This window comes from Rhizobium sp. B21/90 (assembly GCF_019355815.1).
Lineage (GTDB): Bacteria > Pseudomonadota > Alphaproteobacteria > Rhizobiales > Rhizobiaceae > Rhizobium > Rhizobium rhododendri.
The window spans coordinates 2,903,165-2,918,214 of the sequence record NZ_CP072162.1 but is presented as its reverse complement, the minus strand read 5'-3'; the positions used below and the strand labels follow the sequence as shown (position 1 = coordinate 2,918,214).

At 60.9% G+C, this 15,050-nt stretch carries 16 protein-coding genes; 10 read left to right on the top strand and 6 right to left on the bottom strand.

All coding sequences use genetic code 11. The features are described from left to right. Positions 1-5 precede the first annotated feature (5 nt). Positions 6-677 carry a hemolysin III family protein gene (locus J5278_RS14055; RefSeq protein WP_209184080.1) on the top strand — a complete coding sequence of 224 codons (672 nt, stop codon included), beginning with the start codon at positions 6-8 and terminating at the stop codon, positions 675-677. Here the strand turns inward: J5278_RS14055 and J5278_RS14050 are convergent. Further along, positions 649-1,191, bottom strand: coding sequence for a hypothetical protein (locus J5278_RS14050; protein ID WP_209183217.1), 543 nt, complete (start codon positions 1,189-1,191; stop codon positions 649-651). The genes J5278_RS14055 and J5278_RS14050 overlap by 29 nt on opposite strands. A gap of 195 nt (positions 1,192-1,386) precedes the next feature. On the opposite strand from J5278_RS14050, the gene J5278_RS14045 reads away from it, so the two are divergent. The 5 genes from J5278_RS14045 to J5278_RS14025 all read left to right on the top strand — a co-directional run bounded on the left by J5278_RS14045 (position 1,387) and on the right by J5278_RS14025 (position 5,737). Next, a complete protein-coding gene (locus J5278_RS14045; RefSeq protein ID WP_307877416.1) occupies positions 1,387-1,893 on the top strand; it encodes an N-acetyltransferase family protein in 507 nt (168 codons plus the stop codon). A gap of 769 nt (positions 1,894-2,662) precedes the next feature. After that, on the top strand, positions 2,663-3,091 hold the full coding sequence (locus J5278_RS14040) for a MucR family transcriptional regulator (RefSeq protein WP_142824361.1): 429 nt from the start codon (positions 2,663-2,665) through the stop codon (positions 3,089-3,091). 210 nt (positions 3,092-3,301) lie between these two features. Further along, on the top strand, positions 3,302-3,730 hold the full coding sequence (locus J5278_RS14035) for a helix-turn-helix domain-containing protein (protein ID WP_247749018.1): 429 nt from the start codon (positions 3,302-3,304) through the stop codon (positions 3,728-3,730). Continuing rightward, positions 3,720-4,574 carry a DUF6456 domain-containing protein gene (locus J5278_RS14030; protein WP_209183219.1) on the top strand — a complete coding sequence of 285 codons (855 nt, stop codon included), beginning with the start codon at positions 3,720-3,722 and terminating at the stop codon, positions 4,572-4,574. The genes J5278_RS14035 and J5278_RS14030 overlap by 11 nt, the downstream gene beginning before the upstream one ends. Before the next feature lie 476 nt (positions 4,575-5,050). Further along, positions 5,051-5,737 carry a YkgJ family cysteine cluster protein gene (locus J5278_RS14025; RefSeq protein ID WP_142824362.1) on the top strand — a complete coding sequence of 229 codons (687 nt, stop codon included), beginning with the start codon at positions 5,051-5,053 and terminating at the stop codon, positions 5,735-5,737. A gap of 42 nt (positions 5,738-5,779) precedes the next feature. Here J5278_RS14025 and J5278_RS14020 read toward each other — a convergent pair whose 3' ends face one another. Next, the gene (locus tag J5278_RS14020) at positions 5,780-6,202 is read right to left on the bottom strand and encodes a SufE family protein (protein ID WP_209183220.1); all 423 of its coding nucleotides are present in this window, start codon (positions 6,200-6,202) and stop codon (positions 5,780-5,782) included. Positions 6,203-6,403: 201 nt separating this feature from the next. Beyond that, a complete protein-coding gene (locus J5278_RS14015; RefSeq protein WP_209183221.1) occupies positions 6,404-6,874 on the bottom strand; it encodes a DUF5330 domain-containing protein in 471 nt (156 codons plus the stop codon). Positions 6,875-7,343: 469 nt separating this feature from the next. Here J5278_RS14015 and J5278_RS14010 point away from each other — a divergent pair, with 469 nt between their 5' ends. From J5278_RS14010 to J5278_RS14000, 3 genes are all read left to right on the top strand, one after another. Further along, on the top strand, positions 7,344-8,861 hold the full coding sequence (locus J5278_RS14010) for a HAMP domain-containing sensor histidine kinase (protein ID WP_209183222.1): 1,518 nt from the start codon (positions 7,344-7,346) through the stop codon (positions 8,859-8,861). Next, complete coding sequence (locus J5278_RS14005; RefSeq protein ID WP_209183223.1) at positions 8,833-9,837, top strand: peptidoglycan-binding domain-containing protein; 1,005 nt, start codon at positions 8,833-8,835, stop codon at positions 9,835-9,837. Before J5278_RS14010 ends, J5278_RS14005 begins: the two co-directional genes overlap by 29 nt. Positions 9,838-9,990: 153 nt before the next feature. Next, positions 9,991-10,404 (top strand): GNAT family N-acetyltransferase, encoded by a 414-nt coding sequence (locus tag J5278_RS14000; RefSeq protein ID WP_209184082.1) that lies wholly within the window; start codon positions 9,991-9,993, stop codon positions 10,402-10,404. Positions 10,405-10,449: 45 nt separating this feature from the next. Here J5278_RS14000 and J5278_RS13995 read toward each other — a convergent pair whose 3' ends face one another. The 3 genes from J5278_RS13995 to J5278_RS13985 all read right to left on the bottom strand — a co-directional run bounded on the left by J5278_RS13995 (position 10,450) and on the right by J5278_RS13985 (position 14,447). Beyond that, the gene (locus J5278_RS13995) at positions 10,450-11,676 is read right to left on the bottom strand and encodes a cytochrome P450 (protein ID WP_209183224.1); all 1,227 of its coding nucleotides are present in this window, start codon (positions 11,674-11,676) and stop codon (positions 10,450-10,452) included. 118 nt (positions 11,677-11,794) lie between these two features. Continuing rightward, positions 11,795-12,232 (bottom strand): VirK family protein, encoded by a 438-nt coding sequence (locus J5278_RS13990; protein ID WP_209183225.1) that lies wholly within the window; start codon positions 12,230-12,232, stop codon positions 11,795-11,797. 307 nt (positions 12,233-12,539) lie between these two features. Beyond that, the gene (locus J5278_RS13985; RefSeq protein WP_209183226.1) at positions 12,540-14,447 is read right to left on the bottom strand and encodes a hypothetical protein; all 1,908 of its coding nucleotides are present in this window, start codon (positions 14,445-14,447) and stop codon (positions 12,540-12,542) included. Positions 14,448-14,685: 238 nt separating this feature from the next. On the opposite strand from J5278_RS13985, the gene J5278_RS13980 reads away from it, so the two are divergent. Next, positions 14,686-15,042: a DUF1491 family protein gene (locus J5278_RS13980; protein WP_142824370.1), complete on the top strand. Its 357-nt coding sequence runs from the start codon at positions 14,686-14,688 to the stop codon at positions 15,040-15,042. Positions 15,043-15,050: the final 8 nt, after the last annotated feature.

Here is a 15,050-nt window from a genome sequence, read left to right as displayed (position 1 = left end):
CACCGGTGGCGGAGTTCAAGGGTATCCGCTGGGCTTACGACAAATCCGAAATCATTGCAGACAGCATCGTCAACGGCGTCGGCGTCGTGCTGGCTCTGATCGGCGCCACGGTGCTGGTCGTCTATGCGACGCTGTGGCGATCTGAGGGCGAAATCGCCGCTGCCTGGATCTACGGCCTCGGCCTCGTGCTGACGCTGACCATGTCGTTTTCCTACAACATCTGGCCGGTCTCGCCGACCAAGTGGATCCTGCGGCGGTTCGATCATTCGGCAATCTTCGTGCTGATCGCCGCCACCTATACGCCGTTTCTCGAGCGCGGATCCGACGATCCACTGCTGCTGTCGACCTTGATCGCCCTGTGGGTGTTCGCTGCTATCGGTATCGTGCTGAAATGCGGATTTCCCGGCCGCTACGACAGGCTGGCGATCCTGCTGTATCTCGCCATGGGCTGGAGCGGCGTGCTGGTGGCGGGACCTGTGGCAGCCCGGATCCCGTCCGTCTCGATGCTGCTGATCGTCGTCGGCGGTGTCGTCTATTCGCTGGGCGTGATCTTTCACGTCTGGGAAAAGCTGCGGTTCCAGAACGCCATATGGCACGCTTTCGTGCTGACTGCCGCCGGCATCCACTATGCGGCGGTCATGACCTGCTTCACCCTGTCGCCGCCAGCGAGCCTTTGAAAGGCGGCTTCTGGCTGCCGGGGTTGCATTTTTCGGTTGCCTTGAGGCTGCGTACCAGCCGCATCAGCACGGCATCGTAGCGCTGCATTTCGGCCTTGGCATAGTCCATCTGGAAAAAGGCGGAAGCCCCGTTACAGAGCGCAACGCCGCGTCCGTAGACCAGCCTGTCGCGCTTGATGCCGGTGAAGCTGAAGCCCTGCGAGGTCGTCTTCGAAAACGACACCTGCCAGCCATCCTGCCTCGCCAGCACCAGACGCGTCTTCGCCTCGCTCTGAAAATCGCTGCTGAAGGCGGGGGTGGCAAATACCAGCAAGCGGGCGGATTTGTCGGCCGGCGCCAGGGAAAGTCCGTCGCCGTGATTGGCAAGAAGGGTAAGCCCGAAACCGGGCGGCAGTTCGATGCTGTAGCCGAAACGGCTGTTGTCGTAGGGCCACCATTCGCTTGCATGAGCCTGCGCGGTCGAGAGCGCAGACACTGCAGACAGGAGCAGACAGGCGGCAAGGCGCGACAACATGCGTTTTCCGGATGGCGAGAACGAAGGATGTCTATTGTTTAGCCTATTTCGAGCCAAGAATCTCGTAGTCTTGAAAAATTAATATGGCGAATTGCCCAAGGATAAGTCATCGCGGCGGCAGCCATGCAAGAGCGGCAGATTTACTTTGGTCATGGCGCGGCGTATGCCGTCGATCGTCCTAAAACGGAGTGTGCCGTGACAGCCCCCATCCTTTTGCGCGATGCCGTCGACGCCGATCTGGCCTCAATCCGCGACATCTACAACCACGCCGTCGAGCATAGCACGGCGATCTGGAACGAGGTGCTGGTCGATGTCGACAACCGCCGCCAGTGGTGGAACGCACGCATCGCCAAGGGCTATCCGGTGCTGGTCGCGGTTGTCGACGGCAAGGTCGCCGGCTACGCGTCATACGGCGACTGGCGCGCCTTCGATGGTTACCGCCACACCGTCGAGCATTCGGTCTATGTCGACCGGGAGGCGCGTGGCGCGGGGATCGGCGAGCAACTGATGCGAGCCCTGATCGAGCGAGCCGCTGCCGGCAATGTCCACGTCATGATCGCTGGCATCGAGGCCGAGAATGCAGCGTCTATCCGGCTGCACGAAAAACTCGGATTTCGCGTCGTCGGGACGTTTTCGGAAGTCGGCATCAAGTTCGGACGTTGGCTCGATCTGACCTGCATGGAGTTGCGGATACTGTCCTGACCGCTGGGCCATGCTCCGGCTTGCTGTCCATGCGCTTGCCTCCAGGCATTGGCAACAAGCCGGGGGCAGGGCGACAAGGTCCCGTCGCTACATCTGCTGTCCCGCGAGTGCAGGGAGAAGTGCACCCCGCAGTATCTGGCAGCTTAACTGCCGGTTGAATACGTCGCGAGACAACACTGGACCCTGCACCGGCGATTTCCGGGGCTCAAGCATTTACAACTTGACGCGGCGTTCTTTCAGGGATCATTTGTTCGTAAGCAAATAGGTAGGTATGCTTTGTTATTTTGGGTGTCTGTTCCTGCATAGAATAACGGATTCGACCGTCTGAAACATTGCAACCGAGATCCTATTTCATAATCTGTTAATTTTCCTTCAAGTTGAAAATTCGAAGTATAATTACATTTACATTTCCCAATGTGTCTGAATTTAGCACACGAATTGTTCCCTGTGGTGACTGGACTTTCACGCCGACAGTGATAATTCATTGCAAGTCGAATTTGACGTGCTTTTGAACTCTCAATTACGCCATTGATGCTTGAAGCTTATTGCAACGGGTTTTACCAAGGGGTCGTTGGTCCATCTTTGGGCGTTCAAAGTCGGCACGCCGATTCGTTGGTAGACAATTTGCTGTTCATGCGGGGACAAGACTTGGGGGTGTCTTGAAGTCACATGCAGTTGTGTCGCGAAAGACTATGTCGCCGCGACGCTGACCGGAACTGAGGCGAGCCAGAGCGGCTTGTCTCTAAAAAATGTGAATAGGAGAATTTGAATGACAGACGCGGTTCTTGGTGCCGGCGCTGACTTGCTGGTTGAACTGACGGCCGACATCGTGGCCGCCTACGTGAGCAATCACGTTGTTCCCGTAAGCGACCTCGCACACCTGATTTCCGACGTGCATTCCGCGCTCAGCGGTACCTCGGCACCGGTCGCCGCTGTGGCTGTTGTTGAAAAGCAGAAGCCTGCTGTCTCCGTACGCAAGTCCGTACAGGACGACCAGATCACCTGCCTGGAATGCGGCGGCAGCTTCAAGTCGCTGAAGCGCCACCTGATGACGCATCATTCCCTGTCGCCGGAAGATTATCGCGAAAAGTGGGACCTGCAGGCGGACTACCCCATGGTCGCGCCAGCCTATGCCGAAGCGCGTTCGCGCCTCGCCAAGGAAATGGGTCTCGGCCAGCGCCGCAAGCGCGCCCGCTGACCATCAAAGATACACAGCGACACGAAACCGGGCCTCGAGCCCGGTTTTTTTGTGGGAAAGTTTCGATATTTAAGGAAAATAATCCCATTAATATTGAGGGTGATTTCCAATTTAATCATTTAATTCAGCAAAAAATGCTGGCGTCTATCAGTTGTTGGTTCTTGCTATCTTCGTCGATGTGTGAATAAATTCCTAAAAAGGAGTTTGCGCATGTCCATCGATCCCCTTGTTCCCGTCTCTCTTCCTGCGATCATTCCGCTGCCAACGGTGCTGTCGGGCACGGCGCTCGTGCCCGTTCGCCGCGGCTTTCTCTCGGTCGACGCCACCTGCGGTATCGTCAACCGTATGGCCGGCGAGATGTCGGCGCTGGTCAGCGAGCGCACTCTGCACCGGCGAGACCGGCGCCGGACGATGTGGCATATCCGCCAGATCTCCATGTATGTCTGCCACGTCGCGCTGCAGATCTCCATCGCCGATATCGCCGACGCCTTCGGGCGCGATCGCAGCACGGTGGCCTATTCCCTGCGGATCGTGGAGGGCAGGCGCGACGACCAGGCCTATGACGCTTTCGTCGAGTCCGTCGAACGTCTGGCCGGCTCGGTGTTTGCAGCTTCGGAGGCGGCTGCAGATGAGCACTAGGACACCCCCATCCCGCAAGTCGCTGGTCAGATTGCTGCGTTTCATCGGCGCCGGTGCGGGTATGATCCCCGAGCCCGGCGGCGTGGTGCTCCAAAGTGTGGACGGACGACGTCAGTTCAGCGCCACCGGGCTGATCGAGTGGGCAATGGCTGCCGGCCTCGTCACCGACAGCCCCTCGACCCCGCCATTATCGGCGGCTGACGCGCCAGCCGAGTCGTCGGAGACGGCCAAGTACCTGATTTTGTTGCCGGCGGCACGCAGCTTCCTGCGTCGCGCAGCCGCCGACACGGAAGAGGAATTCCTGGCCCAGCACGCCGAAATCGTTTCCACGACTGCAGAGGTCGACGGCGCGAGGCAGAAAGTGCGGTTCGACCAGGCGGAATCGCCGCTTGCCGCGCTTTCCCGGTTGAAAGACCGCAATGGCGCGCCTTTCCTGCCGGAGGCGGCTCTCGCTGCCGGGGAAAAGCTGGCGTCCGATTTCAATCGTGGACAGTTGCAGCCGCGCGTCACTGCCTCGTGGGAGCCGCGCCTTGCGACTTCGGCCAAGGGCGGGCGCGGCGGCATGGCTGACGTCGCAGACAGCGCCATGGCGGCCCGTCTTGCCGTCAACCGCGCCATCGCCGCGATGGGGCCAGAACTCAGCGGTGTCGCGCTCGATGTCTGCTGTTTCACGAAAGGCCTGACGACCGTCGAGCGCGAAAGGCAATGGCCTGCGCGCTCTGCCAAGCTGATGTTGCGTACCGCGCTGCTGACGCTTTCGCGACACTATACGCCACCTCGATCTCAGAAGAATTCCACCACGCAGCACTGGGGAGCGGAAGGATATCGACCGGATCTACTCTAGCCGGCCCGCTCGTTGCGCCGGAAATCGGCCTTTCCGCTTCCGCTTTTCTGTCCGGGATTCGCAATGTCATGTCCAGTTTCAGGCGTTCGAGGAGATAGCGACTGTCTCCCGTTGACCTTTCGTTCAGTGAAATGACGTTTTTTTGGGGATGTTTTGAGCTCGAACGAGGGCGATGATGCGTTCGTAACGTTCGCGTCTAGGTTACATATTTATGCGTTCGCGCGTTGGGCTCGCTTGCGATCATTCATCCGTCCGATCTCAATCTATGGTTAAAGGCATGGTTAATCGTTTGAGCGAGGTGAAGCGCAGTGTTTTGCTGAAACGCAAGGGAGTGCCATCACGATTCTGATAGCTGGATAACGCAACCGGAAAGCAATCCCTGCGCGACTCGACGAATCGTCGGGCGAGGGATAGGCCAGATCCCGCAGCCCGCATTTTGCGCTTTGCTGCGGTCTCCATGACAGGTCAAGACATCGATGGATCACGACGAGGCCCGGCTGCGCATCATGGAGGATATCGCCACCGTCGGCGAGCTGACGCGGATGGTGACGCAGCGCTACGATGCGATGTTCGCGGAGTTTTACGCGGTCCTCCTTGAGACGCTCGACAGCGCCTCCGACATGGCCGATGCGGCGTTGACCGCCATGTCGGTGGCGGACGCTGCTGTCGACACCGTTCGGAGCAATTTCGCCGGCCAGCCGCACTTTGCCTGTTCGAAAGGATGCAGCCCCTGCTGTCACCTGTTCGTCGCGGTGCCGCCCGGCGTGGCCGAGGTGATCGCTGCTCATGTCGAGAGTAACTTCACGGTCATCGAGCGCGAAAAGCTGGTTTTGCGGCTGGAGGCGAAAGTTGCAGCCGATGCGGCCTCGCCGACACCGCAGCTGTTGCGGACGCCCTGTGCACTGCTCGACGACGGCGGCAGTTGCACGGTCTATGCGGTTCGCCCGCTTTCCTGTCGAAGCTTCACCTCGACCTCCCTGCCGCGCTGCCAGCAAGTAGTGTTCGGGGACAACCCGGATGGCGGCGGTGTCGATCAAAACCCGGCGCGCTACCGTCTCTATGAATTCGCGACAAGGGCGCTGGAAGAAACGGCCCGGCGCCGCGGATTGCCCGGCCAGCAACAGGGGCTCTCGGCAGCCCTGCTGCAGCAGCTGGCCGGCTGAAAGCGATCAGGCCATGCGATCGTACTATCCGGGACGGAAAACCTAGGCGGCGACCTTGTCGCGCGCTTCCTCGCGGATGCGCTTGACCATCGAGCGCAGGCCGTTGGCGCGTTGCGACGACAGGTGTTCGACCAGCCCGATCTTGCCGAACACCTCGATGGCATCGAGATCGGCGATATCGGAGGCGCGCTTGCCGGAATAGGTGGCGAGCACGATGGCGACCAGCCCCCGGACGATATGCGCGTCGGATTCGCCCTCGAACGTCATGACCGGATCCTTGGCCCCGTCTTCGGTGTGGCTGACGAGCCAGACCTGGCTGGCGCAGCCCTGCACCTTGTTGGCGGCCGTCCGCTGGTCTTCCGGCAGGTCCGGCAGCGCCTTGCCGAGCTCGATCACATAGCGGTAGCGATCCTCCCAGTCCTCGAGGAAGGTGAAATCGTCCATGATTTTGTCAAGGCTGGTCATCGCATACGTCCACTGTCTCTGAGACTGGCATATAGGCGAAAGCAACGGCGATTTGAACCCGCGCGGAAAAAAGAACGCCGTGCGGAGCAAGTCCACACGGCGCAGCAACATGCTGGGAGTTTAACAGGGCAGGCACGGCACGTCAGGGTAAAGGGGAGGCGGCACCGGAGACTTGCCCGGCGCTGCTGAATTCTTGTCGGCTCAGAGGACCGGGCGGCGCATCGGCACCGGAACGTGGATGATGGTGCCGGTGAAAACGCTGTCGTTGGCGTCGCTGCCGAGTTTCGGCGGCATCGGCTGCATATCGGGCTCTGCCTGCGGTGCGGCGACGGCGACCTGCTGGCGGGACGTATCGGTTGCACCGGCGTTGCTGGCAGTCTTGTCGGCCGACTTGCCGGAAAGCTGATGGTCGATCATCTCATAGGCGACCAGTGCGCCTTCGCGGGCTCTATAGCCGAGCGCCGTGAAGGTCTCGCCGCCCTTGACGCAAATCTCGGGCTTCTCGCTGCACAGCGACGTTACATATTGAAAGGCGCCCGTTGCTGCCGTAACGGCGTCGGACATCTGGACCTGCGGGTTGTTCTGGGTCCGGGTGGTGCTCTGCGAGGAGAAAACCGGCAGAAGCACCAGTACCAGCGAGAACCAGAAGGCTGTCTTGATCAGAAACCACATCGTGTTGCCCATCCTGTTTTTCGTTCGGTCTTGGAGCCGAATCGATCCGGTCTTCCCGGTTGAAACAAACCTAGTCCGCAGATGCTGACATCGCTTTTCAAAACTAGAAGGCATTTGAGGCCAATTTAGTTCAAATGCGAGCTATCGGTATTTTATGCACATTTAAGTCAAATTGTCGTGGCCGCCGTTAAGCATGTTGAAGGCCATCTCCAGAGAATGCCGGGGGTTGCGCTCCCGTCGCCTGCCACAAACCTTAACGAAAACACGAAAAAGCAGCGAAATCCATCGCTTACCCCCTGTTAACTACAAAAACCGATGCATCCTTTCGATGCGTCAAAACGGGATTTTCCGGCTTTTCAGCGGTGGATTGGACCTTTCGGCTTATCCTTTCCTTAAGCGCGCAACGCCTATTATCGGGACAGAAATAGACGCCTTTTGTGCGGATTTTGGTGTGCGCGTATTGAGTAAAATGGCTGATAAGGCGATCGCCCTCGTGGACAGGGCCGGCGGAAGCTGGCTCTCCCGGACGTCGGGAGACGGGCAGGTGCGCGGCGAAGAGCTGGCGATCCTGCGGCGCGTTGCGCTGCTGTCGTCGATGGCGCTTATTGTCGTGCCGTGCGGCCTGTCTTTCCTCACCACGCCAGCCGTCGCCTTGCCGGTCGGTGTCGCCACCGTCTGCGCAGCCTTCCTGTTTTCCGCCGTCGGCAGCATCGCCCTGTCGCGCCAAAGGCCGTTGCCAATTGAAGCCCCCGTCATTATCCAGCGCCAGGAGTTGATGCTCGAGGCCGCCGCCGGTCTTGTCCTGCTGCTCGACGCACAGGGTGTCGTCACCACTGTCGGCGGACGCGACCGTGCCGCGTTCCTCGGCTGGATGCGTCCGGCCCTTGGCCGCGGCTTCTTCGAGCAGGTCCATGTTTCCGACCGGATCGTCTTCCTACAGGCACTCGATGCCATCCGCCAGGGATCCGACGCCGTTGCCATCCGTCTTCGGCTCGACCGCCCGGCCGGCGCCATCGATGGCGACCAGTTCGCCCATATCAGCATGGACATGACAGCCCGTCGCGATGCCGATGGTCTGTTGACTGATATCGTCGCCCAGGCCCGCGACATCGGCCGCGAACAGCAGCAGCGCGACGCCGAGATCCGCAAGGCGGCAGAGGCGGAATCGGCCAATGACGCCAAGTCCCGCTTCCTTGCCGCCGTCAGCCACGAGTTGCGTACGCCGCTGAACGCCATCCTCGGCTTTTCCGACATGCTGGCCGGCGAATATGTCGGCCGGCTGGAAAACGACCGCCAGCGCGAATATGTCGGCCTGATCCGCGATTCCGGCGCCCATCTGCTCTCCGTCGTCAATGCCATGCTCGACATGAGCAAGATCGAGTCCGGCCGCTACGAGCTGATCGTGGAGCCGTTCCCGATTGCCTCCGCCATCAAGTCCTGCGAGGCGATGCTGTCGCTGCAGGCAAAGAACAAGGGCCTGAAACTGGCAAGTCGTATCCAGCGCGATCTCGGCGAGGTCGTCGCCGACCAGCGGGCCATCCAGCAGGTACTGATCAATCTGGTCGGCAATGCCATCAAGTTCACCGATGCCGGCGGCGCCGTTACCGTCGATGCGACGCGGGCCGGCGATATGCTGAAGATCTGCGTCAGCGACACCGGCATCGGCATTGCGCCCGAACGGCTCGCCTCGCTCGGCCAGCCTTTCGTGCAGATCGACAGCGAACATTCGCGCCGCTACGAGGGCACGGGCCTTGGCCTGTCGCTGGTCAAGGGACTGGTGGCGCTGCATGGCGGCAGCTTCGGTATCGCCAGTACGCCCGGTCATGGAACTGTGGTCACCGTGCTGGTACCGCTTGACGGCACGCTGGTGCAGACGGCAGAAGATCAGCAGCCGGTGGAATTCCCGCCGCGTCTCCGTTCCGTGGAGCATTTGGAAATACAGAGCAAGGAAGCAGTCTATGGCCACGCGAAAGCGAAAATCGCCTAAGGGAAAGGGCAAACGGCAGCAGTCCGGGCTCGCGTCCCGCAGTGCGGTGGCCGTTGGCAGCCTCGGTCTGCGCGGTGCCGGCCTCGTCGGTGGCGCAACCCTGCGCGGCGCAGGCCATCTCGGCGGTGTCATCGCCCGCTATCCCGCGACCGCAGGCGGCACCATGGCCTTCGCCGTGATCTTCAGCTTTATCGCCACCAACGCGCTCTGGTACCAGCCCGGCAACCACCCGTCGCCGTTCTTCCGCACCCGCGACGCGTCATCGCCCTACCAGCTGGCCGGACGCAAGCCGTTTAGCAGCGCCCGCCACGACCCCGCCGATACCACCACGTTCCGCATCGAACGCCCGGACGACACGGCGACATCCGCGCCGCCGGCACCAGCCGCGGCAGCACCTGTCGCAACGGCGCAGGCTCCCGTCGCCGAGCCGGGCAACGTTGTCTCGCAGGTGCAGGCCGAACTGGTCCGCCGTGGCCTCTATAACGGCGCGGCTGACGGCATCATCGGACCGCGCACCACGGCTGCGATCCTCTCCTTCGAGCAATCCGCCGGCCTGAAACAGACGGGCGAGGCGAGCGAGCAATTGCTGGCCGCGCTGAAGGCAGATGCCAAGCCTGGCGTCGCCGTGCCAGCCGAGAAGCCGCCGGCGGACATCTCCTCGAATGCCGCTGCCGCCGATCCGGTTGCCGCCGCCATCATGAGCTCGGAAAAGGACGTCAAGACCGCATCGGTCAGGACCGCCTCCGCGACGCCGGCCAAAAAGCCGGTGCCCGATCCGGTGGCCAACGCGACGATGGTGATGCAGATCCAGAAGGGCCTGAGCAACATCGCCTACAGCAATGTCAGCGTCGACGGCGTTGCCGGCGAGAGCACCCGCACCGCCATCCTCCACTTCCAGAAACACTACCGCCTGCCGGAAACCGGCGAACCCGACGGCGCCGTCTTGAAAAAACTCCGCGAGATCGGCGCCCTGTGATCGGGTTGCGGTGGTAACGTTGCTGCCGCTGAATGGATCAGCCTTGCAGAACCCCAATCAATGTCTTTTGGAGGATATGAGGTGGCTGTCGAAATCCGCCTGCTCGAAGCAAACGATCCTGCCGAAGCAGGTCTGGTCGCGCTCATGGAGGAAATGCAGGCGCACTACGGAGTCTTCTGCCCACCGACGCCGGACATTCTGCAGCAATTGCGCGTCCGCCCGGCAGGCTCCGAAATTCTGGTTGCCGAAGACGATGGCAAGGTTGGCGGCCTCTGCGCTTTCAGTTCGACCTATCCCGGAGCCGGCCTCAAGCCCGGCATATTCCTGAAGGAACTCTACGTCGGTGCCGCCTGTCGGGGGCAGGGCGTCGGACGCTCGCTGATGCGGACGCTGGCCATGCTCGCAGGCGAGAGGGGCCTCGTCCGCATAGACTGGACGGCAGACGCTGCCAACGAACGGCTTCTCGCCTTCTACGACGAAACAGGCGGCGCGCGCAAAACGGACAGGATTTACTACCGTCTGGATGGTGAGGCACTCGCGGCGCTCGGTAGCGATCCCGTTTCGTGACCCTGCCAAGCCGGCCGCCTGTTCCGCATGGAAGAAATGCCGGCCCTAAGCATTCAGGGTGACGGCGAAGTTCTGAACCTGGCGAATGCCCGAGAAGCCCCTGACCTTCGGAAACTCACCGGCGGCTTTGACGCCGGGAAAGCGCTCGGCGAGCACCGTGAGGGCTTCCTCCAGCTCAGCCCTCGCCAGCGCTTCCCCGAGACAACGATGCGCCCCTCCGCCGAAAACCGGATGCCATTTCAACTGCTCGCGGGAGATGTCGAAGCGTTCCGGCTCCGGATATAGCTTTTCATCCCTGAGGGCAGACATGGTGACCAGGGAACACGCTTTGTGGGCCGGAAGAACGTACCCGTCGAGTTGGATATCCATCGTGGTGACGCGGGGCACCGAGCCGATTGCCGGTTCGTAGCGAAGGCATTCCAGGACCGCGTTCGGCACCAGATCGCGATTTTCAACGACAGCGTTCCACTGATCTGGATGCTGGAGGAGCAGGGAGAGCTGAATGACCATCGCGGAGCGGGTCGTGTCGCTGCCGCCGACAATCAGGGTCATGATCTGGGTGATGGCTTCCTCGGCCGTCAGCGATCCCTCTTCTTCGACGTTGGACATAAACTCGCTGACGAAATCATCCGCCTTGTCACGGCTGCGCCTGGTCACGATCTCCCCGACATAGCGCCGAAGATCGCCCGCTGCCTGCTGCAATTCGGGCACGTCCTGCGCAAGCCAGGAGCCGCCCAGCAGCGGGCTGAAACGATAGACGATCTCTGAAAATTTGCTCACATCGTCTCGCGGCAGGCCGAGGATCGACGCAATTACCCTTGCCGGAATAACGGTCGCGAAATCGTCGAGCATGTCCATGCAGCCGTCGGGCGTTACGGCATCCGCAATCTCGGAAATTGTCTGCCTGATATGCGGGCGCAGCGCGGCAATCATCCTGAATGCGAATGTCTTTGCCATCGGCGACCGCCGCCGCGTGTGAGCATCGCCATTCGAGGTCAGCATGCCGTTTGTCATGAAATCCCAGATCGGCCCGTCCTTGACGCCTCGCAGATTGATCAACTCCGTTTCGACCTGGCGCGTCTTGGCATCGCTGTAGAGGTTGAGAACATCATCGGCGCGCAGGACCAGATAGACGCCGGCTTCGGACCGGATGAATGGCAGTTCGCCTCGAAAGTGGCGATAAACCTCGTGTGGATTGCTAGCGAGGGTCTCCATCGAAAGCGTCGGGACGTCGCTGGCATCGGATCCGCTGGATGATTTGAAACTGGCCATCGAATTCCTGCGATGTTGACTTCTGGCGATATGCTTCGGCCAATGTTTGCGTCAGGCGCGCCAAAACGGTAGCAAGCCGGAACGGCTGTGCAACAGGCGATCAGGTTCACGTACCGCATCAGCGGGCGGTGAAAAAGCTCATCCCATCGTTGATCTTGCAGGTGAAACTGCGGGGAGTGCCGACCTGCGTGTAGCCGGGAAGGCTGAACACCGTCATCGTGAATTCGGCATTTTTATCCGGGTGGACCCTGTATCGCAAAAGCTGGACGATGGGCTTTCCCTCGAGATCCAGCGTCATATGCTCATCTGCAAAAGCCAGCGTTCCGTCGTCCATAATCCGGAAGGCTTCAATCTTCAGTCCGCCGCGTGTCTTGCTTGGCTTTTCATCGCCGCTGCTGGAGGTGCAACGACCGAGGTCGAGAGACACAGCGACCGATCTGCCTTTGACCAGTGCATCTTCGACGGCCGGGAGAGACATGGAGTGGGCGCCCGATGGAGCAGCACTTGCTGCCAGTGGCTGGGCAGCCAGAAGCAGTACGGCAAGGAAACGTTTCATAATCAGACCCTTAACTAGCAATAGAGAAGGTCGGCGGTGCGCTGTCGATAAAGAACGCCCGCGTCCTTCATAACAGGTGCTGCGAAACCGAATTTCGTCGCACCAGGGTCAAATTTAGCACTGCGATATAACAGATCGATGATCGTGCACTGGTTGTATGTTAGGGATTTCTGAAGCACTACCTGGCACCGGCATGGCAATCGTGCCGTTGGCGGCCGTGCAAGACAAAGCCGGCCACCCTTGATGGGTGGCCGGCGACGGGGAGGGCATAGGGCTTGTGCAGGATGCCCGACGAAAGCCTTGTTGCTTACCTCAGCCGCCCCAGGGCCTTCGGCGCTTCGGTTTCCGCGTGGATGTTGGCGGCGGCTGGGTTCCCGATCATTGCCACGTCGATGAGGCAGGCTTCCAGCAGGGGGCCTTCCTTGACGCCAGCCCGTGCACAGGCGTTCTGTGCGTTCTTCGCCGTTTTCGGGTCCAGATCCCGGGAGGAGAAGGGCGCCTTCGGGATATCGGCCATGGTCCGTTCGCCGCAGACATTCAGCATCGATTCTCCCGATTTCAGGCGCCAGCTATTGGCATAGGAACTGTAGAGCTCCTTGAAAGAGAACGGGTTTTTCAGGACTTCACCTTCCCGCGTGGCGAGCACGTTCGGGTCTTCCTTGACGTTGGCAAGCAGGCCCTGAGCCTCGACCGGCCACTGGCCGAGACCGACCTTGACGTTGATGTAGTCGGTGCCATTGCCCGGATTGATGCCGGCCTGCAGCCAGTCGCCGGTGGCACCGCGAATAAGGTAGGTGTCGCCGCTCCGGGTAACCTGCGTTCCATCGGCCAGCGAAACCGGCGTCTTTTCACTGACATTGACGGACTTTCCGTCGATGAACACGGCCTGCGGCTTGGTGCAGACGGCAACCTGCGTCTTTCCGAACCGCGCGGCGACGGCCGAGCTGACAGCGGCATTTGGCCAGTTCGGAGCACCCGATACCTGCCTGTTCTGCACGTCGAAACCGGACCCCGTCTGCAGCAGCAGGAAATCGCCGGAAGCCTGGAAATCGTAGAGGAGGCCGCTGAGCGTCGTCAGGTGGGTATCGCCGACTGCAGTCGAGGCGGCACAATTCGACGGACTGCCGCCGGCTATGCTTTCGTTGAAGGCGATTGCCGGTCCCGGTCCGGAGCTTGCCGGCGCATTCGGCCCGAAACTCAGGTTGTTGGTCTCGGCGGTAAACCCTTGTGCGACGCAGTTCGGGGGCGCAGTGCCGCCATAGGTGATCCGCGTCCTCGTCTGCAGCGATGCTCCTGCATTGAAGGTCGCCTGGCTGCCGACGCCGACAGCGCTGCCGCCATCACCGAGCACATTGAATTCGGCAATCGTCCACCCGCCGGATGCATTGACGGCGTTGTCGCCAACCCGCAAAAATGCGGTGCCACTGATGGTCATGATCACGCTGTCGCCGCTTGGCCCCGCCATACCCGTGAGCGTTACCTGTCCAAGATTGGTCACCGGCACCGCCGGGGTGGAAACAGCGCCGCTGGAGTTGCTGATGATAACGCAATAGATTTCCGCACCGGCGGCAAACTGCGTCCAGCCGACCGGGCATGTCGTGTTGTAGCTGATCAGCCAGTATTGGATGAAGGCACGGTGCGAAACATTGTTGTTTTCAAAAACGAACTGTTCCCATCCGCGGCAGTTCGGGTTCGGAGACGGCGCACAGACGCCGGTCTTGAAGAAATCGGTGTTGATCTGCAGCGTGTAGGTGTTGGGGATCATCGGCCCGGCGGCGCCGATCTGGCCGCTTTCGCTGGTGACATTGGTCAGCGTATCGAACGATCCCGAGGCGCTGGTGATAAAGCCGCCGGGTGCCTGCGCCGCGATGTCGTTGCCGTTGCCCACAGTCTGCGGCACGATGCCGGAGCGCGGTGGCATCGGTTGTTTCGGCGCCGCCACGCACTGCACTTCCTGCCAGTGGGTCGAAGGATACTTGGCCGTAAAGCAGCCCTTCTTCGGCTGCGGAACGGTGGCGATGGTAGCGCGCCAGTCTTCCTGGCGGCGAAATTGCCTTGCGGAAAGCCTCGGGATCGGCCTCGCGGCGGCCGCGGCGCTGAGGGGCCGCCTGCTTTCGGCTGCAACGCCCGACGGCGCCAGCCCCGTCAGCCCCACCAGTATCGTCAGGGCAAGTCCAAGCCCCTGCAGGCTTCTGTAGACAACAGACATCGTCATATGCACGTCTCCTTTTCAAAGAAGGTTGCAATTTTAGAGGTAAATCTGAAATGAATGCTACTATAAGTACACACTGCGCCCATTGCTCGCGTCTTGCAAGGCGTATGTTCCGCGCAGTTTTTTAAGGGAGAATCGCAAGGGATGGGCGCATCGCGCCGCAACGCGAGCCCGACGCCGGTGGAGGCGTTACCGGACCGTCGCTCTTGTTCGTCGATGCGCCACCAGATACACCGGATCCATGAGGCTGCGCAGCGACATCTTTGTATCCGCCCTGATCCGCCGGCTGTTTGGCCGGGGGGATTTTGCCGCGGTCGAACGCAAGGGGGCGGAAGCTTCGGGGGCGATCTTCATACGCCAGCGGTTTCGCGACGGGCTGGAAACACTCTTCGGCCCGGCGCCGCAAAGCCTGTTCGACGAGGATGGTTCAAACGGCCGGATGTTCGAAGTCCGCCTCGAGCGTCAGGATGCCGAGACGGTGCGTCAGATGCTCGAGCGCGAACAGAAATTCGATGCCGATCTCTGGATACTCGAACTCGAGACCGACGACATCGCCGACATCGTGCCTGTCGCAGACCAGCGGCAAAATCCGCTCTGACACCTGGG